Raw genomic sequence first — 22741 nt, forward strand, 5'->3', positions numbered from 1 at the left:
AGCTTAGTTATTTTCTAAATAAAATTCGAACCGCTCGCCGACATACTGACTTTTTACATACTCAAAAGCCGTCCCATCTTCAAAATAGGAAACCTGTGTCAGACCTAAAATAGCCTGCCCTTTTGAAATCTGTAAGTACTCCGCAATCTTATCCTTGGCCAATCGCGCATAGATGGTCTGGTGCGACTTTCCAATCTTATAGCCATGACGCTCCAAGGTTTGGAAGAAATGGCTGGTAACCTCTTCACGATTGAAATTCTTAATAAATTTCTCTGGAATAGAGGCCACTTCATAAACAACAGGGATCCCATCGGCATACCGGACCCGCTCCATCCGAATGATGGTTTCTGTCTTATCAATGCCCAATTTGTCCACTTCTTGGAGGCTAGGAATGGTTTTACGGTAAGAAATCACTTGACTAGAAGGTTCCTTACCTTGCGATTTCATAATCTCAGTAAAACTGGTTGTTCCGCGCATTTTTTCTTGGACGCGCGTGCTAGTGATAAAGGTACCACTTCCTACCCGTCTTTCAAGCACTCCTTCTTCAACCAGAAGGGTAATGGCCTGACGAAGCGTCATCCGACTCACTTGAAATTTCTCAGCTAGATCGCGTTCGCTGGGAAGACGCTCCCCGATTTTCCATATTTTTTGATCAATCTCAGACTTAATCTGATCATGAATTTGAATGTAAGCTGGAATCATAACCTTGCTCTTTCTCTGTGTTATCTCTATTGTAGCGTAAAATTCCTAATTCTTCAATCAGAGATTGGTAAAGACAAGGCTTTTGTGTTAGAATAGAGGAAAGTAAATTTCTTTAAGAAGGGGATAAGATGACAAACCTATCAACTGATTTGCATGATGTTGAAAAAATCATCGTGCTTGACTACGGTAGCCAATACAATCAGCTTATTTCACGTCGGATTCGTGAAATTGGAGTCTTCTCAGAGTTGAAGAGCCACAAGATTTCTGCTGATGAAGTTCGTGCAATCAATCCAGTTGGGATCGTTCTTTCAGGTGGACCAAACTCTGTATACGAGGAAGGTTCTTTTGATATCGATCCTGAAATTTTTGAACTCGGTATTCCAATCCTTGGAATCTGTTACGGGATGCAATTGTTAACCCATAAATTGGGTGGGAAGGTCGTTCCAGCAGGTGATGCTGGTAACCGCGAATATGGTCAATCTGAACTGACTTTGACAGAATCTTCTGCTCTTTTTGCCGGCACACCAGACAAACAATTGGTCTTGATGAGCCACGGGGATGCTGTTACAGAAATTCCGGCTGACTTTATCCGCACTGGTACTTCTGCTGACTGTCCATTTGCATCCATTGAAAATCCAGACAAGAAAATCTACGGAATCCAATTCCACCCTGAGGTTCGTCACTCTGTTCACGGTTATGACATCTTGCGTAACTTTGCCTTGAACATCTGTGGGGCTAAAGGTGACTGGACCATGGACAACTTCATTGACATGCAGATCAAAAAAATCCGTGAAACCGTCGGAGACAAACGTGTCCTTCTTGGTCTTTCAGGTGGTGTTGACTCTTCCGTTGTTGGGGTTCTCCTTCAAAAAGCTATCGGCGATCAATTGATCTGTATCTTTGTAGACCACGGTCTTCTTCGTAAAGGGGAAGCTGACCAAGTCATGGAGATGCTTGGTGGTAAGTTTGGTTTGAATATCGTAAAAGCAGACGCTGCCAAACGTTTCTTAGATAAATTGGCAGGTGTATCTGACCCTGAGAAAAAACGCAAGATCATCGGGAACGAATTTGTCTATGTCTTTGATGATGAAGCAAGTAAACTCAAAGATGTGAAATTCTTGGCACAAGGAACACTCTACACTGACGTGATCGAGTCAGGTACAGATACTGCTCAAACCATCAAGTCACACCACAATGTGGGTGGACTTCCAGAAGATATGCAGTTCGAACTGATCGAACCACTCAACACTCTTTACAAAGATGAGGTTCGTGCTCTTGGTACTGAACTTGGTATGCCAGACCACATCGTATGGCGCCAACCATTCCCAGGACCAGGTCTTGCTATCCGTGTCATGGGTGAAATCACTGAAGAAAAACTTGAAACAGTCCGTGAATCAGATGCTATCCTTCGTGAAGAAATCGCCAAAGCTGGTCTTGACCGCGATATCTGGCAATACTTCACAGTCAACACTGGCGTTCGTTCAGTAGGTGTTATGGGAGACGGCCGTACCTACGACTACACAATCGCCATCCGCGCTATCACTTCTATCGATGGAATGACAGCAGACTTTGCGAAGATTCCATGGGAAGTACTCCAAAAAATCTCAGTCCGTATCGTAAACGAAGTTGACCACGTTAACCGCATCGTCTACGATATCACAAGTAAACCACCTGCAACTGTAGAGTGGGAATAAAAAAAGGTCCGGGGGACCTTTTTTTCATGAGCTAAGAAATAGAAAAGCGAGTTAAAGGTCCACTGGACCTTTTTTTATGACCTTAACATAAAAATTTCTATTTAAGTATAAAAATAGGAAACCACACACAAAAAGCACTCTGACATCTTATCAGGAGTGCTTTCGTGCTATTTTTAGCCAACTAAACCACTAAAGAATTTGACAATGGCATTCCAGATGGCTCCGAAGAAGCCGGCAATGGCATTCCACGCATTTGTAAAGAAGTTACCACTATCTTTTAAAATGGCATTGGTATCAAAATTCAGATTGATATTGTTAAAGGTATCGCCTGCCTTATCTACTATACTATCTTTCAGATCCGACAAGGTCTTCGTAAAGCTTTTGCTACTGATGACACTACTCTTTGAGAGGTTGACTGCGAAATTCACGATCAAATTAATCTGATCACCTGTTACAGTTGTATCCAGCTTATAATTTTTCAGGGTTTCTTCGACGATCTTTCGAATATCATCCTTGCTTAAATCCTGATTGTTCTGTTTGGCATTGGCTACTGCCGTTTTTATGTCGGTCAATGCTACGTTTAACTTATCCGCATCGAAGTTTTTCTTACCAGCGTTTTCTTCATTGATCCCGGATAAAGTCTTTAACTCTTCTTGGGCCAGATCTTTGCTTTCTTGAGAAACTTTGGCACCATTTTTCTCAAGCGAGTAATAGATCCCAGCCAAGGCACTTTCTCCGGTCACTTGGATAGGGGAAGCTACTGTAATTTGAGCATGCTCCAATCCAAGTGTAACGGCTGCATTACGATACATATCTGCAGTGACCTTGGTGATATTTTGAGGTGTCACGATATTCACTTCTAGTGGCTTATTTTTGCCTAATTTTTGAATTTTAACAGAGGAATAAAGTTCCAAACTATCATCGTTGGCAACGTTCATAATCGAAGAATAAACCTCTGGTGTCATGGTCTTCCACTCTTCTTTATCTTTTGAACTATCGTAGTTCAAGAGATTCAAGGTTTGTTCGATTTGACTTTGGTCCAGCGAATAGCCCAAAACATAGTCTGGTTTGACATAGGTTTCATCGATGACTTTCTGCACATTGCTATCTGCAGAAACACGTGGGACAGCTGTAAACAAAGCCAAAGTCGTCGTTACAAACAATGCAATCTTCTTTAATTTCATCTTTTTCTTCTTTCTAATTCAAATTACCTCTGGGTATCTCATATTACCTTTCTTACCTCACTAGAGATGAAAAAAGAAGTAAATAAAGAGTTTACCCACTTCGATTTTCATTATACAGTTGATTTCTTAAAACTAGCTTACAGTTTTTTTAAGAATGCATGACATTTTTATTTTCCCTAAAAACCGGAGGCAGAACTGATCAGCTTAAAAAAGAGCCAATTGGCTCTCTGGAAAATGATTAAAACCATGAAAATAACTTCATAATCGTCATATTGGTTTCTACTAAACGAGAATAATAAATGTTCCCCCCATTAATGTAGAGTTCCATCCCGTTTAAAAGAGAGATAGGGTGGAGGTAAAGATAAGTTTCACCGGTTACATTGCCAAGACTTGGCGCTACTACATCCCGTGAATAAGCTCGGGCCAACTCTAGGGAATTTGTCCCACCGTGTTTAGCCACATAATCAATGTAGTCTTTCCCGAAATTATAGGCTTGAACGGCTGTCCAGCTATCAACGCCTTTTTTCTTGGCTTCTTTTAACTCATCTGAAAGAGTCTGAATACCTTGGCGAATACTGGCCTTATTATCACTAATAGTATTGGTCTCACCACTTGCACTCTCACTCGCCTGCATGACATCGTCTTCTCTGCCTTTGGTCTCCGTATAGATCATAGCAAGAATGAGGTTTTCATTGGCCGTGGTGTCCTCTTCAGCAAGGACTTCTCTAACCAGGGAGCGGTACTGCATGACTTGTTTGACATCATGGTGGATCTGAATTCCCTTGTAGATTCCAAATATTAGTAAGATGAATAAGAAGATCTTCACTATACGTTTAATCATTATTTACTCTGTATATCCTCAATATTTTTGATCAAAATAGAATAGGTTCCGTTCTCGTTTAGAATAAATTCAACAGATTCTGCATCTTCATAGACATTATTCGGAACGATCAGTTCAATTCCATTTGACAATGACAATTTCTGATTTTCGAACTTCTTCAACTGGCGACTGGCATCAATTTCTTCAAAGGTGACAGGCTCAGGTACAGCTTCTTTGACTTGGTCAATAAAACTGAGGCGAGCTGTCAGATTATCATCGAAGAGATCATTCGCTAATTTCTCAGGAGAGAGTTTATTTTCTTCCTCAATATGGTTAAAAATAGCTGATTTAACCTTTGATTGAAATTGAAAATCATCTGTGTTGAAGCTTTCCGCAATCTTCTGGGCTGTTTTTTCTAGTGCCTTGATCGATTTTTTAGGAGAGATCTTGGGTTGCGCCTGCAACAGATTCTCAGAAAAATAGTTTAAGAACGTCCCGTTGTACTTGATCCGTTTTTCAATCAAGTGGTATTTGCGACTTTGAAGATTGATGACCAAGGCCTCATCAGCACCAGTGCCAAAACCAGGTAGATTATTTTGCGTCAGCTTAATCGGATTATCCACTTCACCACCAAGATGCGTCAGGGTTTCCCGTAAGGCAATCCGAAGAAAGGCAAAATGGTCCACCCCTTCTTTTGAGAATTGAATGAACACCAAATCATTGGTCTTTTGATTCTCAGAGACGACAAATTCTTCCTTCCAACGATTCGCTACTACTACCGAAGTTTCTAATAGGTCATCTGAGATCATCTCAAGAAAAGGATTGTCCTCTTCGAAAATACCGGTCCTGGCTTCATCCGAGTAGACCCGTTCAATCTTCTTACGCAGGTATTCCTCGATTTTAGGTGTGATATTGAGAAATTTATCTGCCAGATAGAGATCGGTATCGTCTGGGCTAAATTGATGAATGATGGCTTTTTTTACGTAAATATCCATAAGATGGTTTAGTCCTCGTAAAGTGGAAAGGCGTCTGTCAAGGCTTTAACTTGGCTACGCACTTTATCTAATACTTCTTGATTGTCCGCATTCTTCAGCGCTTTGATCATCAGTTCAGCAACGGTGCGACTTTCTTTTTCACCAAAACCACGAGCGGTGATGGCAGCTGCACCAATCCGAATCCCACTGGTCTTAAATGGAGACAAGGTTTCATAAGGAATAGAGTTCTTGTTGAGGGTGATATTGACTTCATCCAACAAGTTTTGCGCCACTTTCCCATTTTCAACGACTTTAGTGACGTCGACAAGGAAAAGGTGGTTCTCTGTTCCGTCTGAAATGACACGGAAATCACGATCTTGCAAGAAGACATCAGCCATGGCCTGACTGTTCTTAATCACGTTAGCTGCATACTCTTTAAAGGCAGGATCCAGCGCTTCTTTAAAAGCGACAGCTTTGGCTGCAATGACATGCTCCAACGGTCCTCCTTGAATACCAGGGAAGATAGCTGAATTAATCTTCTTAGCCAAGTCTTCATCGTTGGTCAAGATCAGACCTCCACGAGGGCCACGAAGGGTCTTGTGAGTGGTCGTAGTCGTGATATGGGCATAAGGAACCGGACTTGGATGAAGACCCGCTGCCACGAGACCAGCAATATGGGCCATGTCAACCATGAGCTTTGCTCCTACTGCATCCGCAATCTCACGGAATTTAGAGAAATCAATGATATGAGAGTAGGCTGAGGCACCAGCGACGATGAGTTTTGGCTTCACTTCTTGGGCTTGTTTTAAGATGGCGTCAAAATCCAAGAGCTCTGTTTCAGGATCTACACTATAGGACACAAAGTTATAGGTTTGGCCAGAGAAGCTCACAGAAGCTCCGTGCGTCAAATGCCCACCAGCAGCTAGATCCATCCCCATGACAGTATCACCAGGCTCAATCAAGGCCATATAGGCAGCACAGTTTGCCTGACTTCCTGAATGCGGTTGAACGTTCGCAAATTTAGCGCCAAAGATTTCTTTGGCCCGTTCGATCGCGAGACTTTCGACCACATCGACCACATCTGTCCCCCCATAGTAACGACGACCAGGATAGCCTTCGGCATATTTATTGGTCAGAATAGACCCTTGAGCAGCCATCACTGCCTTAGAGACGACATTTTCAGAAGCAATCAACTCAATATTGTTTTGTTGACGCTCTTCCTCTTTAGCGATCGCATTCCATAGGTCTGCATCATAGGCTTTGTAATCTTCTTTATCAAAAATCATCGGTCTACTCCTTTATAAAAAATTATTTATGTACATTATCACTGAGGAAGTTCATCTTCCTCAAAGGAAATCTCGGGCATTTGTGCAAGCAAATCAGCTTTGGTAATCGAACCTTGCCTCAAAATCCTGGCCTTGGAACCAGAGATATCCAAAATAGTTGAATCTTGTCCAGTCAAGAAGTCATCATCCTCTATACCAGGAACCACTTGATCAAATTCGCTTATAATAGCCTTATACTTTGTTCCACTTGCATGACCTGAAAGATTAGCCGAGGGACCAACCAAAGGGCCATATTTACGAATTAATTCCAACGTTTTTGGGTGAGCCGGTATACGGAAACCAACTGTATCCAATCCTGAATGAATCCAGTCTGGCACCTTGTCATTCGCCTGAAGAATAATAGTCAGAGGTCCTGGTAAAAATGAATCAATCAGTTTTGTTAAATAACTAGGTTGATTTTTCGAATAAAGTCGAATCGCTTTTTCATCGGCTACATTTAAATTCAGAGCCTTGTCTCTCGGTCTACGTTTTAATTCGTATATATAATCGACTGCCTCTTGATTCAAAGCTTTGGCGAAAATACCATAGACTGTCTCAGTTGGCAGAATAACTGCACGTCCTGCTTCTAATTCTTTCTCAATGTGATCCATTGTCTACTACTACCATTCTATCTTGTCCAAATTGGTCTTTCAGAACGCGAACTCGTTTGTTAGGAAACGCTTCTTGAAAGAGCTCTTTTACTTTGGCTCCTTGCTTATAGCCAATTTCTAGATAGATCTTTCCGTCTGGTGTTAAAACACTTGGTGCTTGCTGGGTAATCTTTTCGTAGATAGCATATCCATCACGGTCTGCAAAGAGAGCTAAGTGGGGTTCAGAGGCTAAAACATTGGCTCCAACCTCTTCTACATCATCCCGAGAGATATAGGGAGGGTTGGATACAATCAGGTCATAAGGACCTTCTAGTTCGTCCAGTACATCTGACGACTTGAATTCAAGGGCAGCTTCTAATTGCTTGGCATTTTCTTGAGCTAGGGCTAATGCCTCTTCTGAGACATCACTAGCTTGAACCTGCCAGGTAGGTCTAGCAAGGGCTAAGCTAATAGCGATAGCACCACTTCCTGTACCAATATCCAGAACTCGTAAGGATTTCTCATCGTTTTCTTCGAGAATTAGAGCCACCAACTCCTCAGTTTCTGGTCGTGGAATCAGCACGCGCTCATCAACTGTAAAAACATGGCCACAGAATTCTGCACTACCAATAATATACTGGGCAGGGACGTGATGTTTCAGCTGCTCAAAGATGGATAGAAGCAAGGCCTGATCCTCTACTTTTACTTCTTTTTGCAAGGCAAGGACAAAGTCTGTAAAGGTCCAGTTTTTTAAAGCTCGATACGCGAAGGAGAGGCTTTCTGGTTCCTCTCCAATGGCTATTAATTCTTCTTCATACTGGGCTAATAATGGTCCCAACAACATTATTTGTTCAACTCTTCTAGTTTTTGTGTTTGATCATACAAGACCAAAGCATCGACCACTTCATCTAATTTACCAGATAAGATGGTGTCCAATTTTTGAAGGGTCAAGCCAATCCGGTGATCAGTCACACGGTTTTGAGGAAAGTTGTAAGTCCGGATCCGCTCTGAACGGTCACCAGTACCGATAGTAGACTTCCGCTCAGCGTCTTGCTCGTCTTGGGCAATCTGAGCAAAGTGGTCAGCCACACGCGCACGGATGATCTTCATGGCTTTTTCACGGTTCTTCTGTTGGGTCCGTTCTTCCTGCATCTCGACCTTGATATTGGTTGGCAAGTGGACGATACGAACGGCTGTAGCGACCTTGTTGACGTTCTGTCCACCCGCACCAGATGCGTGGTAGATGTCAATCCGAAGGTCTTTTGGATCGATGTCGTACTCGACTTCTTCGATTTCTGGCATGACCAGAACTGTGGCAGTTGAGGTATGGACACGACCTTGGCTTTCTGTCACAGGAACCCGTTGCACCCGGTGGGCACCAGATTCATACTTGAGTTTTGAATAAACCGATTGACCAGAAACCATGGCTACGACTTCTTTGATCCCACCAACACCATTGTAGGAAGCTTCCATGACTTCAAAACGCCAACCTTGGCTTTCCGCGTATTTTTGGTACATTTGTAAAAGGTCGCCAGCAAACAATTGGGCTTCGTCTCCTCCTGCTGCTCCACGGATTTCCAAGATAATGTTCTTGTCATCGTTTGGATCTTTTGGAAGAAGTAAAATCTTCAGTTTTTCTTCGTACTCTTCTTTTTCAGCCTTAGCATCTTTTAGCTCTTGCTTGGCCATTTCTTCCAAGTCCGCATCGCCGCCTGCTTCCTTAATCATTTCCTCAGCGTCGACAATGTTTTGAAGGACTTGCTTGTACTCACGGTATGCTGTCACCGTATCACGAGTGGAAGCCTCTTCTTTTGAAAGCTCCATAAAGCGTTTGGTATCAGAGACCACATCTGGGTCACTCAATAATTCTCCTAACTCTTCGTATCGGTCTTCTACAGCTTGTAGTTGATCATAGATATTCATGTTTGCTCCTTAATTCTTGGTTGTTAGATCATAGATTGCTACAATTTCGTCTTCTATGACTTCGCCAGTTTCTTTAAATCCATAATGGAGATAGCAAGATCTCGCTTGATTATTTTCCGGTTCATAAGATAACCAAAGACTTCTTGCTTTTCCAGCTGGCTCTGTTCGAACAAAGTCAATGACTGCATCCATAGTCGGTTTAAAATAGCCTAAACCTTGAAATCGTTTATCGATCATAAAACGAAATAACAAGTAGTTCCCCTTGCTGATTCCAATTTTCTGGTCATAGGCAATCATAACAAAACCAACTAATACTTCCTTATCATAAACTGCTAAGGGAGCTATAAAATCACCATTTTTATCATATACATAAGCTTCAGCTAAACTAATGGAATTGGATGCAATAAAATTCCTTTGGTTTGGATGAACTTCTAGATTTAAAACGTCAAAATAATTCTCTATTGTAACATCTTTTAAACAAATAGACATTATTATCCTCTCTATAACATTCTAGACGCTTTCAGTTGGAATGTCTGGATTAAAATAATGCTTGCGGCAAACGGAGATATAGGTCTCGTGTCCACCGATCTGGATCTGCTCTCCATCATAGACAGGTTTACCTGCTTGGGTACGCAAGACCATAGTCGCCTTGCGGGAACAGTATTGGCAGATGGTTTTGATCTCCTCGATCTTGTCGGCTAACAAGAGGAGGTGTTTAGAACCTTCAAAGAGTTCATTTCGGAAATCATTTTTGAGGCCAAAAGCCATGACCGGCACATCTAGTTCATCCACGACTCTTGCCAGATCATAGACATGGTGTCGTTTCAAAAACTGAGCTTCATCGATCAAGACACAGTAGGGTTTGATTGCTTGGTTTTTAATAAAGCCAAAGATATCGGTATCGTCTTCGATCGCAACAGCTTCCCGTTTCATACCGATCCGGCTAGAAACCACTCCTACTCCATCTCGTGTATCGATTGCCGAGGTCATGATGACGACGCTCTTGCCTTGCTCTTCATAATTATGGGCCACCTTCAAAATCTCAATGGTTTTCCCCGAGTTCATGGTCCCATATTTATAATATAATTGTGCCATTTTCCTTTTGTTCTCTCTAAAATGTGTTTCATTATCATTTTACCATAATTTCGCTAAGCTTTGTATCCCAAAATGTGATAAAATAGTCCTATAAAAAATTTAGGAGGTGGCCATATGCCATTTGTACGAATTGACCTATTTGAAGGACGCACATTGGAACAAAAGAAAGCCTTGGCCAAGGAAGTAACCGAAGCTGTTGTCCGCAATACTGGTGCTCCTCAGTCAGCTGTTCACGTCATCATTAACGATATGCCTGAAGGAACCTATTTCCCTCAAGGTGAAATGCGCACCAAATAATGGTTCCACTAAAAAAGCCTTTCTTGCTTGTGATATCACATAGCAGGAAAGGTTTTTTCTTATTTTTCTTGGGCTTGACGTTCTGCTTTCCGTTCTTCGAATTCTTCGTCACTCATCAAGGTTCCGCCAACATTGGCTGATTTGGCAAAGGCTGTATAGCGACGCAACCAACCGCTGGAGATTTTTGATTTGAAAGGTTTCAAATGTTTGCGACGTTCTGCAAGAGTTGCATCATCGACAAGCAAATCAATAGTACGATTTGGAAGATCAATCACGATTTCATCCCCATCTTCGATTAAGGCGATATTTCCACCTTCTGCTGCTTCTGGAGAAACGTGACCAATAGCAATCCCACGAGTAGCTCCTGAGAAACGACCATCCGTAATCAGTGCCACATCCTTACCAAGACCGCGTCCGACAATCTTAGAGGTTGGCGCTAGCATCTCTGGCATACCAGGTCCACCTTGAGGACCCTCGTAACGAATGACAACAACATGTCCCTTCTTGACTGTTCCATTGTCAATCAACTCAAGTGCTTGATCTTGTGAGTCGCAACAAATAGCTTTACCACGGAAAGTGGTCACAGACGGATCGACTCCACCGACCTTGATAACAGCTCCATCCTGAGCAATATTTCCGTAAAGGATCGACAAACCACCTACCGGTGAAATAGGATGTTCGATTGGATGGATAATTTCTTCATTTTTGATTTCAGCACCAGCTACGTTTTCTTTCAAGGTTTTACCAGTAACCGTAATACGATCACCCTTAATGGCACCTTTTTTGATCAACTGATTGATAATGGCTGGAACACCACCAGCTTCATGCACATCATGCATAGTGTAGACACTTGAAGGGGCAATTTTAGAAAGATAAGGTGTCTTCTTGGCAATTTCGTTGATATCTTTGAGATCATAGTCAATCCCTGCTTCACGTGCAATAGCGAGTGTATGAAGCACAGTATTGGTAGAACCACCCATGGCCATATCGAGCGCAAAGGCATCATCAATGGCCTCTTTGGTCACGATATCCCGTGGACGGATATCCTTTTTAATATTCTCTACCAATTGTTTGGCTGCTTGACGAACCAATTCCCGACGTTCATCTGAAACGGCTAGGATAGTACCGTTACCTGGAAGGGCAAGACCCAAAACTTCCATCAAACAGTTCATGGAATTGGCGGTAAACATACCAGAGCAAGAGCCACAAGTTGGGCAGGCATTTTTTTCCAAGAAATCCAGCTCATCCAAGCCCATATCACCAGCTTGATAAGTACCTACAGCTTCAAACAAACTGGAGAGAGTCGCTTGATGCCCCGTCATGTCAACGCCACCCTTCATGGGTCCACCAGAACAAAATACAGCTGGCACATTGGTCCGCATGGCTGCCAAAATCATACCTGGTGTAATCTTATCACAGTTGGGAATATAGAAAACACCATCAAACCAGTGGGCATTGATGACCGTTTCAGCAGCATCAGCGATCAACTCGCGTGATGGCAAACTATAACGCATCCCGATATGGCCCATCGCAATCCCGTCATCGACCCCGATGGTATTAAATTCAAAAGGAATCCCACCAGCTTCGCGGATTGCTTCCTTAGCAACATCTGCTAATTCACGCAGATGAACATGTCCTGGAACGATATCAATATAGGAGTTACAAATGGCAATAAAGGGCTTTTGCATATCCTTTGCTGATTTTACTTGCCCTGTTGCATAGAGGAGACCACGTGCTGGTGCTCGGTCGATCCCCATTTTGATCATATCACTTCTCATCTTGTTCTCCTTCTAGTTCTTCATTTCTACCTCCTAATCTTACCACTTTGACATCAATTGTCAAGAACTTTCAGAAAATTTATAATATTCACGGTACACAAAAAGCCTGGTTTCCCAGACTTCATTTTAGTTTGTTTGTTTTTTTTCGATCTGCCAGAGCCGAAGTTGGTAACAAATTCCACTCACGACAAGGCTAGAAATAAGGCCGATCCAATAAGCATAGGGACCCAAGTTGGTCACATGGTCAAGGAAAATCCCTAGCGGGATAGAGATGCACCAATAACTAAAGACACCTAATAAGAATGGAACGGTTGTATCCTTATAGCCCCGCAAAATCCCTTGAAGGGGTGCTGCGAAGGTATCGGCTACTTGGAAAAAGAGGCTATAGGTCATGAAAATAGCTGTTTGTTGCACAAAGACTGGATCCTTGCCATATAGCCCTGCCAGTTGGAAGCGGAATGTATAGAGAAAGACCAGGGTGACAATGGCAAAGCCAAAGGCTGTCAGTCGTCCCAAACGGCAATATTGTTTGACCACTTCTGGTCTTCCTGCTCCCAGTTCGAAAGAAACGATAATCGCCATAGTACTGGAGATACTGACTGGGAAAGCATACATCAGGGTAGAAAAATTCATGGCCGATTGGTGGCTCGCAATGGTCAGTGATGGGAATTTTGCCATTAACAGACCAACCAGCGAGAAGATGATGACTTCTGCAAAAACAATTCCACCGATTGGAAGCCCAAGCCGCAATACTTCTTTCATCCCTTTAAAATCATAAGGTTGCGGCTTCCACAATTGGAAAGGTGCTACCTTAGGGTGCTTGCACAAGATTAAAACCGCAATAACCAGCAAGACCCAGTAGGCCAGAGAGGTTCCAAGACCTGCTCCTGCTCCTCCCATCTCAGGAAAACCAAATACCCCATAGATCAAGATATAGTTAAAACAAGCATTCAAAGGCAAGAGCAAGAGCATCAAGTACATCGATAGTCGCGTCATTCCCAACGTATCAAGGAAGGTCCGCACGATACTAAAGAGCAACAAGGGTAAGATTCCTAGAGAAAGGAAATATAAGTAGCGAATGGCTATTTGGGCAACAACATTTTCTAAACCGATCTGCTTGAGAATCATGGGTGCAATGCCCCAAACAAAGCCTATTAAGAGAATAGCCATACCAAATGACATATAGACGAATTGGTAAAAATCGCCAGCAATCCGTTCTTTATTTCCCTTGCCTAAATGATGCCCAACAATCGGCGTCAGTGCAGAGACAATCCCGGTCAGGAAAGTAAAAAATGGATTCCACAGACTGGTAGCTGTAGAAACACCAGCCAAATCAAGGGTCCGGTACTGACCGGTCATGGCTGTATCGACAAAGCTGGCTGAATAATTGGCCAATTGGTAGATCAAAATCGGCAAAAATAGACTCAAAAACAAGCGCAAGCGCTCTTTAAAGTGATAGGTTACATACATGATTCTAACTCTCTTCTCATCAAATAAGATTTTCTCCTCTTCCACTCTACTATATGTTTCCTTAAAAGTCAAAAAAACCGAAGATCCAAGGACCTCCGGTTCATGTGAGATTAGTTTTTGTTGCGGTTTAAAATAGCATTGAGAACGATCGCCAAGACACTGGCAACGACAATTCCGTTAGCAAAGAACATTTGGAATCCTGTTGGAAGGCCATTAAAGAGGGTGCTGTTGTTCAAACCAACCCCTGCAGCAATTGATACAGCAGCGATCAAGAAGTTGTGCTCATTATGTTCAAAATCAACACGCGCAAGAATCTGCATCCCTTGAATCGATACAAAACCAAACATGACAAGCATCGCTCCCCCAAGAACTGGACTTGGAATGATTTGTGCCAAAGCTCCAAACTTAGGAAGGAGACCAAGAAGAACAAGGAAACCAGCCGCATAGTAGATTGGAAGACGAGTCTTGATACCAGACAATTTCACCAAGCCAACGTTTTGTGAGAATCCGGTGTAAGGGAAGGTGTTGAAGATACCACCGAGGAGAACAGCCAACCCTTCAGCGCGGTAACCATTGCGAAGGCGCGTGCTATTAATTGGATCTTTAGTAATATCAGAAAGTGCAAGATAAACACCTGTTGATTCAACCATAGAAACTGTCGCGATGATACACATCATGACGATTGAGGTGATTTCAAACTTAGGAGCTCCAAAGAAGAAAGGCGTTGGAACGTGAACGACTGGTGCTTGAGCCACAGGTGTGAAGTCTACCAAACCCATAGAAGCCGCAATGGCAGTCCCTGCGATCAAACCAATCAAAATTGAAATGGATTTAATAAAACCAGTCGTATAGATATTAACGACTAAAATGATGAGAATAGTCACCACAGCCAAAATCAAGCTTTGAACGGTTGGTTTTGGCGCATTATTTCCCATATTTCCAATCGCTACTGGAATCAAAGTCAAACCAATGGTTGTAATAACAGATCCCGTTACAATTGATGGGAAGAGATTGGCAATCTTAGAGAAGAAACCAGAGACAAGGATGACATAAATCCCTGAGACAATCAAGGCACCAAACATGGCACCACTACCATGGCTAGCCCCGATCATGCTGAGAGGTGCCACAGACTGGAAGGCAACCCCAAGGACTACCGGAAGACCGATCCCAAAGTATTTATTGAGCTGCACTTGAAGGAAAGTTGCGACCCCACACATGAAGATATCTGTAGAGATGAGGTAGGTTAGTTGATGAGCGTTATAGCCCAAAGCTCCTGCGATCATGATCGGCACCAAAATAGATCCCGAATACATGGCCAAAAGATGTTGCAAGCCTAGAATGGCCGCCTGTGAATGGCTTTCTTGTTTTTGCATTAGATGTCTGCCTCCTTAAATACAACCTGACCATTTTCAAAACGGTCCAAACGTGCGAGGGATACAACTGGATATCCCAACTCTTCTAACAATCCCCGTCCATCTTGGAAGGATTTTTCAATCACGATCCCAATCGCTTCGACTTGAGCACCAGCTTGTTCGATGATTTGAATCAAGCCTTTAGCTGCTTGACCATTTGCAAGGAAATCGTCAATGATCAAAACCTTATCTGATGGATCCAAGAATTTACCCGCAATTGAAACGGTGCTGGTGACTTGCTTGGTAAAGGAATAAACCTCAGCCGTCAAGATGCCCTCATTCATCGTGATGTTTTTCGCCTTCTTAGCAAAGATCATGGGAACATCCAAGGCTTCAGCTACATAAAGGGCTGGTGCAATTCCAGACGCTTCAATGGTCACGACTTTGGTCACACCAGCATCTTTAAACCGGTCCGCAAAAGCCTGACCAATTTCTTTCATCAATTTGAAATCCACTTGGTGGGTCAAAAAGGAATCCACCTTGAGGATATTCTCACCTAAAACATTGCCATCTTTTAAGATGCGTTCTTCAAGTAATTTCATACTTCCTCCTACTTTTTAAAAAATCCTCTACTTCATTCACAAAACACAAAAAGGCCTGCTAAGCAAGCCTTGAAATCTCTCTAGAAAGAGAAATAATCCCGACTTACTTATTGTTAGGTGTTCCGGCACCTTGTAGAAACATCACGCCCATTCGTGAAATAAATAAGTAATTCAATTAGTGTGCATCGCCATTCCAGATAGAATTCTTAACGATCACATAGTCAACATGTTTCAAATCTGCTAATTTTCGGCCTCCTGCATAAGAGATCGAACTTTGCAAATCTTGTTCCATTTCCGTTAAGGTGTCTTGCAAATGACCCTTGGCAGGCAATAAAATCTTCTTACCTTCGACGTTCTTATATGCACCTTTTTGGTACTCTGAAGCAGATCCATAGTACTCTTTGAAAGACTCTCCATCAATCTCTACTGTTTTACCAGGACTTTCAATATGTCCTGCAAAAAGCGAACCGATCATGACCATAGACGCCCCAAAACGAATCGATTTGGCAATATCACCATGAGTCCGAATACCACCGTCCGCAATGATTGGCTTACGAGCTGCTTTTGAGCACCAGCGAAGAGCAGCCAATTGCCAACCACCTGTACCAAATCCAGTCTTAACTTTGGTGATACAAACCTTACCAGGGCCGATTCCGACCTTAGTCGCATCAGCTCCCGCATTTTCCAATTCACGAACAGCTTCAGGAGTTCCAACATTTCCAGCAATGACAAAGGTATCTGGCAATTCTTTCTTGATGTGTTGAATCATCCGAATGACACTATCCGCATGACCGTGTGCGATATCAATAGTGATGTACTCAGGCGCATCTGCCTTTAATTGACTCACAAAGTCGTATTCGTATTCCTTAACACCAACCGAAATGGAAGCGATCAAACCTTGATCATGCATGCGTTTGACAAAAGGAATCCGACCTGCTTCATCAAACCGGTGCATGATATAGAAATACCCACCACGCGCCAACTGCTCTGCTACACTCTCATCCAAGATCGTCTGCATATTAGCCGGAACGACTGGAAGCTTGAAGTTATGCTTTCCAAATTGGACGGTTGTATCTGCTTCTGACCGGCTATTGATGATACATTTGTTGGGAATCAACTGAATATCTTCATAGTCGAAAATAGGAAATTCATTTAACATAGATTGAAAAATCTCTTTTCTAAAAACTGACCTACCTATGCGCAAGCGCATCGCTACGTCTCTTGACGTTTCCTTGATAGATTATACCAAAGATACGGACCTAATGCAATGGGAATGATTTTATAGGAAATAACGTTCGGAAATTACAAGACAAAAACCCGTTTCAAAAAGAGAAACAGGTTTTATTTATGAACATTTTGGAGCCAATTGTTCACTTCTCTAGCTACAATTTCAGGCGCCTCTGTATACAGTTCGTGCCCCAAACCATCTAGCAAGACTTGCTCGATCTGGGGATCTAGTTGCTTCAGAGCTTCTTTTCTCCATTCAGGCTCTTCTTGGTATCGAGGCCCGATAAATAGGACAGGCTTGTCTGCAACTGAAATCTGGTTAGCTTTGATCTGACGCCGTAGACGCAATAAGGCCATGACCTTTTCGAGATCCAGATTTAATTCATATTGTTCACTCACTGGATTCCAACGATAGCTAGCCTCTACTGCTTTTCGCGCTATAGGAGTAGGATCTGCTCCATCACCAAGTTCTGATAACACAGCCTCTTCTAAAGTCGCAAAAACTTGCTGCTTCATGAAAGACGCCGTTCCTTCTAGTTCTTCTTCAAGAGGCAGGATCTTTTCCATATCCAGATACCCCCCATCCAGGAGAATCAAAGCCTGAATCTGAGGAAACTCACTAGCCAGATAACGAGCCAAATCTCCACCTAAGGAATGACCCAATAAACAGATTTCTCCCACCTGGCCAACCCGACCTTGGAACCAATCACGAAGATCGTTTTCTGTCTGAATCATTTCCCTATAGGGATCTAGAAAGGTCACAGGAAAGCCTAGCTCATCAATAAGTGGAGCCAGATGGTAGCTATTGCTACCGAGGCCACCAATAAAATAATACTGCATGTGTTTTGTCCTTTCTTTTTCATTCTATTTCATTGGTTAGCGCCATTCCCACTCATTTCCTTTCCTAATTTCTGTATTATAGGCAACTTCTGCTTTTAGACTGCCTTTTTCACTTTTAACCACACCTTTTAGGTGACCAGTATTGACAAGCGCTACAATATTTTCATCCATTGAGGGGTTAATTGTTAATTTAGCTTTTGGAGGTAAGCTTTTGTAATTCGTTATGTCAAGAAATTTACCATCTACATCAATTTCAATCACTTCCTCATCAAAACCATTAAAATCTAACCGTAGATCTCCTAAAAGACCGTAGCTTGCATATCCATGCTTACCAACCTTCTGCCCTAAATAAGCCTTATTCCCATGATTGTCATAAATTACGGTAACGATATTAGCATCGAACATAATCTGCCCATCCCCACCTTGCACAAAAATTGGCGAAAACTCAATTTTACTAACACCAGAGTAATGCTCTTTAATGTAAGTTGCCAGTTGTTCTTCCAACAAACGAAATCCTCGTTTGTAAAGTTTCACTCCTTTGTCGTCTAACACAGTACTCACGTTGTATGGATCTTTCTGCTCTTGCATCTTTTTGTTAAGATACAACATACTTGCAGCAAACAAAATAGCAAGAACTAAGGCAAGCCTAAAGAACTTCTTCTTCATTCTGCTCCTCCTTTATGGAGTTCCGTATTATAAACGATTTCTGCATCAGGACTCCCCTTATCATCCTTAACAACATCTTTTAACTGACCATCTTCAACCAATAATTCAATATTTTCATCTATAAGCTCCTGATTAGTCAGTTTAACTTCATTAGGTAAGTGTTGTTTATTGGAGACATCAATAAATTTCCCATTTGAGTCCATTAATTCTATAGATTCACTTCCATCTCCATAAAAATCAACTATTATATATGAGACGATACCAATTTCACTTGGAATTACATTTTTAACTTTAGTACCAAGAGTGGCTTTATTTCCATGCTTATCATAAATAGTTGGACGAATATAGACACTTGAGAATGTTGACCCTTCCTCAGTAACGTAGATTGGGGAAAATTCAATCTTCTCAATCCCAGTATAGTGTTCTTTGATGTAGGTTCCAATTTGCTCTTCTAGCAAACGAAAGCCATGCTGATAGAGTTTGGTTGTTTTAGGGCCAAGATTTGGTTTTGTTATTTTATGGTAGACAAAGTAACTACCGGATAGGATTAAAATTGAAATAGCAATGATTTTTACCCATTTCCTTCTCATCAGTTGCCCCTCCTTCTATCTACTACTATATTTATCCTCTCTCTGTTCTTCAATTGTAATCAATCTTCGCCATATACATCGGTGCAACTAGTCAACCAGAATTTTTCTTCTTCTGGAATCTTATCCCAAATTGATTTATATTGACCTTTCCATGGTTCTGAAACATATTCTTCAAATGATACGTATTCTGCGTACTGTGAGTACAGTTCCATCTGATCCATATCAATAAACAAGGAAGGTTTAAAATCATAAACTGCGTTCAATCTATCTTCCTGATACGATTTAGCAAATGCTTCTCCTAGCTCATTTCGATCATATTTGTATGCTTCCATATCTTCTAAAAAATATGGCAGTGTTTCATGGGTCAGTTTTGAAGAACGTTTTCGCTCATCATAAAGAGTATCAAGCGAATAGCGTGCTACCTCATAATCAATATACCAGAATTCTAAATCCGAAACATACCAGGTATATTTATTTTCATGTTTAAAAAGAACAACAATATTTTCCCCGTACTTAGGTTCGATCATATTTTCTCCAATCTGATTTCAATTTTTTCTCTTATTTCTTTCCCGATGTGTCATGATATCAGCGAATCGTGTTGTGATTGGCAAACGGCTATCTTTTGTAACAAATTCTAAAACAAATTCCCGAGTCGTTTCCAGATCAATCCAATTTCCACAAGAAATATAGATTGGTTTGACATCTTGATGAGTCCGTAAAACTTGCCCCATAAATTTCACCGTCTTTTACAATATTTGTATAAGCTCCCTCACGATTTTCCGGGTCAGTATATTGTGCCCCGTCAATATGGTAATAGTTTTTAGCGACGCCAATCGTCGGCTTATTTAAGTAGAAAGAAGCGTGTGTCGCTATCCCCATATTGCGCGGATGCAAATATCCATTTCCATCAAACATATACAAATCTGGTATAACACCTAAAAGTTTTACTGCCTCTAAAATCAAAGGTAACTCTCGAAAAGCTAAATAACTAGGAAGATAAGGAACATGGATTTCGTCAGAGTAACTCACTTCCTCCAACACTTCCATAGTTTTACGGTCGATGACAACGATACATGCAACACCATATTCCTTATCTCCTTCTTTCCAATAAGCAAGGTCCACTCCTGCCACATACTGAATATCAGAAGGTATGAAATGATTCGTTAAATCAATCTGAGATCTCAAGCGATTTTGTTCTACTTCAAAGTCATGTCTCGTTTTGATAAATCAACACCCCACTTCTTTGCTCTCTCAAAATCCGCGTCAGTCGGTTCTAATTTTTCATCGATAATATGGCCAGCCTCATCGTACTCAATATAAGTTACTCTTGCCCCTAGAACACAATATGTCTGTGATTTTAATGCGCCGTTTTCATAGTATTTCTTTTGAAGCCCATCAGCTGCACCGCAATCTTGAGAATTGATGCTTTCAATATTTCCATTAGGATAAAACAATACATTCATTCCATGACGGAACCCATCTTTAATATAACCATAATATTCTAATTCACCATCTGGGTATAAATCATAAGCTAAACCTGTAAATGGAATTTCTTCGCCAGATTCGTTCTCACAAACAATCTGTTCATAATACCATCCACCCCAATCAAGCTCTTCTTCAAAACAAACACCATTTTGAAGCACTTCTTCTTTTGTTAAAATCTTTTCTTCCATCATTCTTCAACCTTAGAGTTTATTTTATAGCGTTCCTTCCGCAACCAAATCATAAGGAAAATACGAAAATCCTTCTAACTGTTTATAATCTAAGCCCTTAATCTTGCAGAGAGCGCCAGATTCAAAGGACCAATAGCCATAATAATTATCAATATTCCGCTTATGCAAATCATACCAGCCTTCATCTCTGCTTCCCTGATACCATTTTTTAGTCAAGTATTCTTTCAAGAGAGATACAGCCTTTTCAGAATTTTCTTCCTCTATAATCTTTCGGGTAAAGCCATAAGGTCTTGGAAAATTATAGTTTATCCGAATTGTCCACTCTGGATGACGAGACTGGATAAGGTAATCGATCAAATAGTCCTCTGGATCATCTTTCCTTACCAAATCTACCAATTTATCAAAAGTCGTTTCATCAACCTCTAACATAATACCAATGGAAAGAGCCCAGAGCATTGCATCATATCCTGAATTACTATACCAAATAGGGAGAAGGCTATCGACATATTTAAGGTACTCTTCTTTGAATCTCTCAATAGAATATCCTGCAGTGTAGGTGGCTATCATATTTTCTTTTTGGCAAACAGAGTTATCAAGCTGTATTGATCTGGTAACTTTTTCTATCGGGCGCTTGTATGGATTGACACCTTGCTTTAATTTTTCCAATTCTTCAGTCCACTCATCTATGGATGATTTATTAATTTGAATTAGTTCATTAATTTTCTCTTCAATAAAAATAGTATCTCTTTTCATCGTCACTCTTTACCTTATACTACAAGAATCATAAATATTGTAGGCCTATTCTATACCGGTAATTCTATCTTCAAACTCATATCTGTGGGTTGCAATACTTTCTGAACCGCTGCAAGAAAGGCCAAACCGTTATCAGATGGAGAGTACTGGAATGTGATATGGATGACTTTTTTGTCAAAATTATCACCATATCGTTCCACATACTGCTTGCTTTCGAGGAAGTGAATGTATTTGTTAATTTTTTCTTGCAGAATTTCCAAATGGACTGCTTCTATCTCTTCCTGCCAGCCAACTGGATCCACTAGAAGAAGCTCTAAATGATTATCAACTATACCAATTGCATCAAGTTCGCTAGGTTCCAGTTCTGAAACAATGGCTTGGGTGACGATTTGGGTAAATTCCTCAGGAGAAAATATTTTTTGGTTATAAGATAAATCATTGAAAATTAAGTCAGGATTATTTTGTATAAAAATTTTATTCGACTCTTCTTGTGTATATTGTTTTTTAGATTTCCAAAAACCATATTGCGCATAAGTCATCAACTCTTTGCCAGCATGTTCTCCCGACATGTAACTATCAGCAACTTCTTTGGGAATTTCTCTAATCACTTCTGGGCAGGTAATATTAAAAGTTGGATAACGCAAGAAATACTTATCACCATCTTGACAAATTTCCAACATATCTTTTTGACTTACATAAATTGTTTTCATATTTTTCTCCTTCGGTCTACTGGCAAATCCTTTCTCCGACGTAGAATCGTTACTTCACTAATAGGGATTTTTCCTGATGCATACGTAAAATGACCGTACTTATCATCCATCAATGATGCACCATCTGCTATATTGTTTTCATTTAAAAATTCTTTATCAGAAACCAATATTCGCACATAGGAATCAGGTGCTGTAAAATCATCATCTCCACGCTTGTGACCAGCCATTGCAAATTCCTGACCTTTATATAGGACACGATCATAAACCGAATACCTCTGACTAACCTCACTATAAGACAAAAACTTCCCGTATACGCCTTCTCCAGCATCACATACATAGGAACTATAGGGAATGTAGCCTTCTTCCAGCATTGTTGGATCTTTTGATAGAAGAATATATCCATTTATATAATTCACAAAATTAGAATATACTTTGTTTTGATAAACGAGAAATTCTTTACGCATACTATCCCTCCA

27 protein-coding genes and 1 riboswitch are annotated in these 22741 nt (G+C 41.2%); of the genes, 2 read left to right on the forward strand and 25 right to left on the reverse strand.

Annotated elements, in window-relative coordinates; genetic code table 11:
- Window positions 1-3: 3 nt before the first annotated feature.
- The gene (locus tag O3646_RS02710; RefSeq protein WP_003007291.1) at window positions 4-702 is read right to left on the reverse strand and encodes a GntR family transcriptional regulator; all 699 of its coding nucleotides are present in this window, start codon (window positions 700-702) and stop codon (window positions 4-6) included.
- A gap of 128 nt (window positions 703-830) precedes the next feature.
- Here O3646_RS02710 and guaA point away from each other — a divergent pair, with 128 nt between their 5' ends.
- A complete protein-coding gene (gene guaA, locus O3646_RS02715) occupies window positions 831-2396 on the forward strand; it encodes a glutamine-hydrolyzing GMP synthase (protein WP_003001420.1) in 1566 nt (521 codons plus the stop codon).
- 173 nt (window positions 2397-2569) lie between these two features.
- On the opposite strand, the gene O3646_RS02720 is transcribed toward guaA, so the two are convergent.
- The 9 genes from O3646_RS02720 to O3646_RS02760 all read right to left on the reverse strand — a co-directional run bounded on the left by O3646_RS02720 (window position 2570) and on the right by O3646_RS02760 (window position 10307).
- A complete protein-coding gene (locus O3646_RS02720) occupies window positions 2570-3580 on the reverse strand; it encodes a DUF1002 domain-containing protein (RefSeq protein WP_368397474.1) in 1011 nt (336 codons plus the stop codon).
- Window positions 3581-3818: 238 nt separating this feature from the next.
- On the reverse strand, window positions 3819-4421 hold the full coding sequence (locus O3646_RS02725) for a lysozyme family protein (protein ID WP_003007284.1): 603 nt from the start codon (window positions 4419-4421) through the stop codon (window positions 3819-3821).
- Window positions 4421-5395 (reverse strand): nucleoid-associated protein, encoded by a 975-nt coding sequence (locus O3646_RS02730; RefSeq protein ID WP_118228179.1) that lies wholly within the window; start codon window positions 5393-5395, stop codon window positions 4421-4423. Before O3646_RS02730 ends, O3646_RS02725 begins: the two co-directional genes overlap by 1 nt.
- A gap of 8 nt (window positions 5396-5403) precedes the next feature.
- Window positions 5404-6660, reverse strand: coding sequence for a serine hydroxymethyltransferase (gene glyA / locus O3646_RS02735; RefSeq protein ID WP_371610496.1), 1257 nt, complete (start codon window positions 6658-6660; stop codon window positions 5404-5406).
- Window positions 6661-6698: 38 nt separating this feature from the next.
- On the reverse strand, window positions 6699-7310 hold the full coding sequence (locus tag O3646_RS02740) for an L-threonylcarbamoyladenylate synthase (RefSeq protein WP_070594578.1): 612 nt from the start codon (window positions 7308-7310) through the stop codon (window positions 6699-6701).
- On the reverse strand, window positions 7297-8133 hold the full coding sequence (gene prmC, locus O3646_RS02745; protein WP_371610497.1) for a peptide chain release factor N(5)-glutamine methyltransferase: 837 nt from the start codon (window positions 8131-8133) through the stop codon (window positions 7297-7299). Before prmC ends, O3646_RS02740 begins: the two co-directional genes overlap by 14 nt.
- Complete coding sequence (gene prfA / locus O3646_RS02750; RefSeq protein ID WP_003007273.1) at window positions 8133-9212, reverse strand: peptide chain release factor 1; 1080 nt, start codon at window positions 9210-9212, stop codon at window positions 8133-8135. The genes prmC and prfA overlap by 1 nt, the downstream gene beginning before the upstream one ends.
- 9 nt (window positions 9213-9221) lie before the next feature.
- Window positions 9222-9701 carry a GNAT family N-acetyltransferase gene (locus O3646_RS02755; RefSeq protein ID WP_371610498.1) on the reverse strand — a complete coding sequence of 160 codons (480 nt, stop codon included), beginning with the start codon at window positions 9699-9701 and terminating at the stop codon, window positions 9222-9224.
- A gap of 21 nt (window positions 9702-9722) precedes the next feature.
- Window positions 9723-10307 carry a thymidine kinase gene (locus O3646_RS02760; RefSeq protein ID WP_003001444.1) on the reverse strand — a complete coding sequence of 195 codons (585 nt, stop codon included), beginning with the start codon at window positions 10305-10307 and terminating at the stop codon, window positions 9723-9725.
- Window positions 10308-10421: 114 nt separating this feature from the next.
- On the opposite strand from O3646_RS02760, the gene O3646_RS02765 reads away from it, so the two are divergent.
- Complete coding sequence (locus O3646_RS02765) at window positions 10422-10604, forward strand: 4-oxalocrotonate tautomerase (protein WP_001117401.1); 183 nt, start codon at window positions 10422-10424, stop codon at window positions 10602-10604.
- A gap of 59 nt (window positions 10605-10663) precedes the next feature.
- Here the strand turns inward: O3646_RS02765 and ilvD are convergent, their stop codons facing one another.
- From ilvD to O3646_RS02840, 15 genes are all read right to left on the reverse strand, one after another.
- Window positions 10664-12382, reverse strand: coding sequence for a dihydroxy-acid dehydratase (ilvD, locus tag O3646_RS02770; protein ID WP_371610499.1), 1719 nt, complete (start codon window positions 12380-12382; stop codon window positions 10664-10666).
- 126 nt (window positions 12383-12508) lie between these two features.
- Window positions 12509-13852, reverse strand: coding sequence for an MATE family efflux transporter (locus tag O3646_RS02775; protein ID WP_371610500.1), 1344 nt, complete (start codon window positions 13850-13852; stop codon window positions 12509-12511).
- Between the two features lie 110 nt (window positions 13853-13962).
- On the reverse strand, window positions 13963-15225 hold the full coding sequence (locus tag O3646_RS02780) for a nucleobase:cation symporter-2 family protein (protein WP_014713303.1): 1263 nt from the start codon (window positions 15223-15225) through the stop codon (window positions 13963-13965).
- Complete coding sequence (locus tag O3646_RS02785; RefSeq protein WP_014713302.1) at window positions 15225-15806, reverse strand: xanthine phosphoribosyltransferase; 582 nt, start codon at window positions 15804-15806, stop codon at window positions 15225-15227. The genes O3646_RS02780 and O3646_RS02785 overlap by 1 nt, the downstream gene beginning before the upstream one ends.
- Before the next feature lie 90 nt (window positions 15807-15896).
- Window positions 15897-15992, reverse strand: a riboswitch (purine riboswitch).
- Complete coding sequence (gene guaC / locus O3646_RS02790) at window positions 15982-16965, reverse strand: GMP reductase (RefSeq protein WP_371610501.1); 984 nt, start codon at window positions 16963-16965, stop codon at window positions 15982-15984. Its footprint overlaps the riboswitch before it by 11 nt.
- Before the next feature lie 182 nt (window positions 16966-17147).
- Complete coding sequence (locus O3646_RS02795; RefSeq protein ID WP_070586192.1) at window positions 17148-17873, reverse strand: alpha/beta fold hydrolase; 726 nt, start codon at window positions 17871-17873, stop codon at window positions 17148-17150.
- Between the two features lie 36 nt (window positions 17874-17909).
- Complete coding sequence (locus O3646_RS02800) at window positions 17910-18482, reverse strand: hypothetical protein (RefSeq protein ID WP_343093092.1); 573 nt, start codon at window positions 18480-18482, stop codon at window positions 17910-17912.
- Between the two features lie 53 nt (window positions 18483-18535).
- Window positions 18536-19129, reverse strand: a complete 594-nt coding sequence (locus O3646_RS02805) for a hypothetical protein (RefSeq protein WP_343093073.1) — start codon at window positions 19127-19129, stop codon at window positions 18536-18538.
- Window positions 19130-19188: 59 nt separating this feature from the next.
- Window positions 19189-19656 (reverse strand): hypothetical protein, encoded by a 468-nt coding sequence (locus tag O3646_RS02810; RefSeq protein ID WP_343093072.1) that lies wholly within the window; start codon window positions 19654-19656, stop codon window positions 19189-19191.
- A gap of 18 nt (window positions 19657-19674) precedes the next feature.
- Window positions 19675-19860 carry an endonuclease V gene (locus O3646_RS02815; protein WP_343093071.1) on the reverse strand — a complete coding sequence of 62 codons (186 nt, stop codon included), beginning with the start codon at window positions 19858-19860 and terminating at the stop codon, window positions 19675-19677.
- Window positions 19793-20260: an endonuclease V gene (locus tag O3646_RS02820; protein WP_343093091.1), complete on the reverse strand. Its 468-nt coding sequence runs from the start codon at window positions 20258-20260 to the stop codon at window positions 19793-19795. The genes O3646_RS02815 and O3646_RS02820 overlap by 68 nt, the downstream gene beginning before the upstream one ends.
- Window positions 20261-20325: 65 nt before the next feature.
- Window positions 20326-20805, reverse strand: a complete 480-nt coding sequence (locus O3646_RS02825; RefSeq protein ID WP_343093070.1) for a hypothetical protein — start codon at window positions 20803-20805, stop codon at window positions 20326-20328.
- A gap of 21 nt (window positions 20806-20826) precedes the next feature.
- Entirely contained in the window at window positions 20827-21555 is a 729-nt protein-coding gene (locus tag O3646_RS02830; RefSeq protein ID WP_371610502.1) for a PoNe immunity protein domain-containing protein, read from the reverse strand.
- A 50-nt stretch (window positions 21556-21605) separates the two neighbouring features.
- The gene (locus O3646_RS02835) at window positions 21606-22265 is read right to left on the reverse strand and encodes a DUF6572 domain-containing protein (protein ID WP_343093068.1); all 660 of its coding nucleotides are present in this window, start codon (window positions 22263-22265) and stop codon (window positions 21606-21608) included.
- The gene (locus O3646_RS02840; protein WP_343093067.1) at window positions 22262-22729 is read right to left on the reverse strand and encodes a hypothetical protein; all 468 of its coding nucleotides are present in this window, start codon (window positions 22727-22729) and stop codon (window positions 22262-22264) included. Before O3646_RS02840 ends, O3646_RS02835 begins: the two co-directional genes overlap by 4 nt.
- Window positions 22730-22741: the final 12 nt, after the last annotated feature.

This window comes from Streptococcus sp. 27098_8_148 (assembly GCF_041432105.1).
Lineage (GTDB): Bacteria > Bacillota > Bacilli > Lactobacillales > Streptococcaceae > Streptococcus > Streptococcus parasanguinis_AE.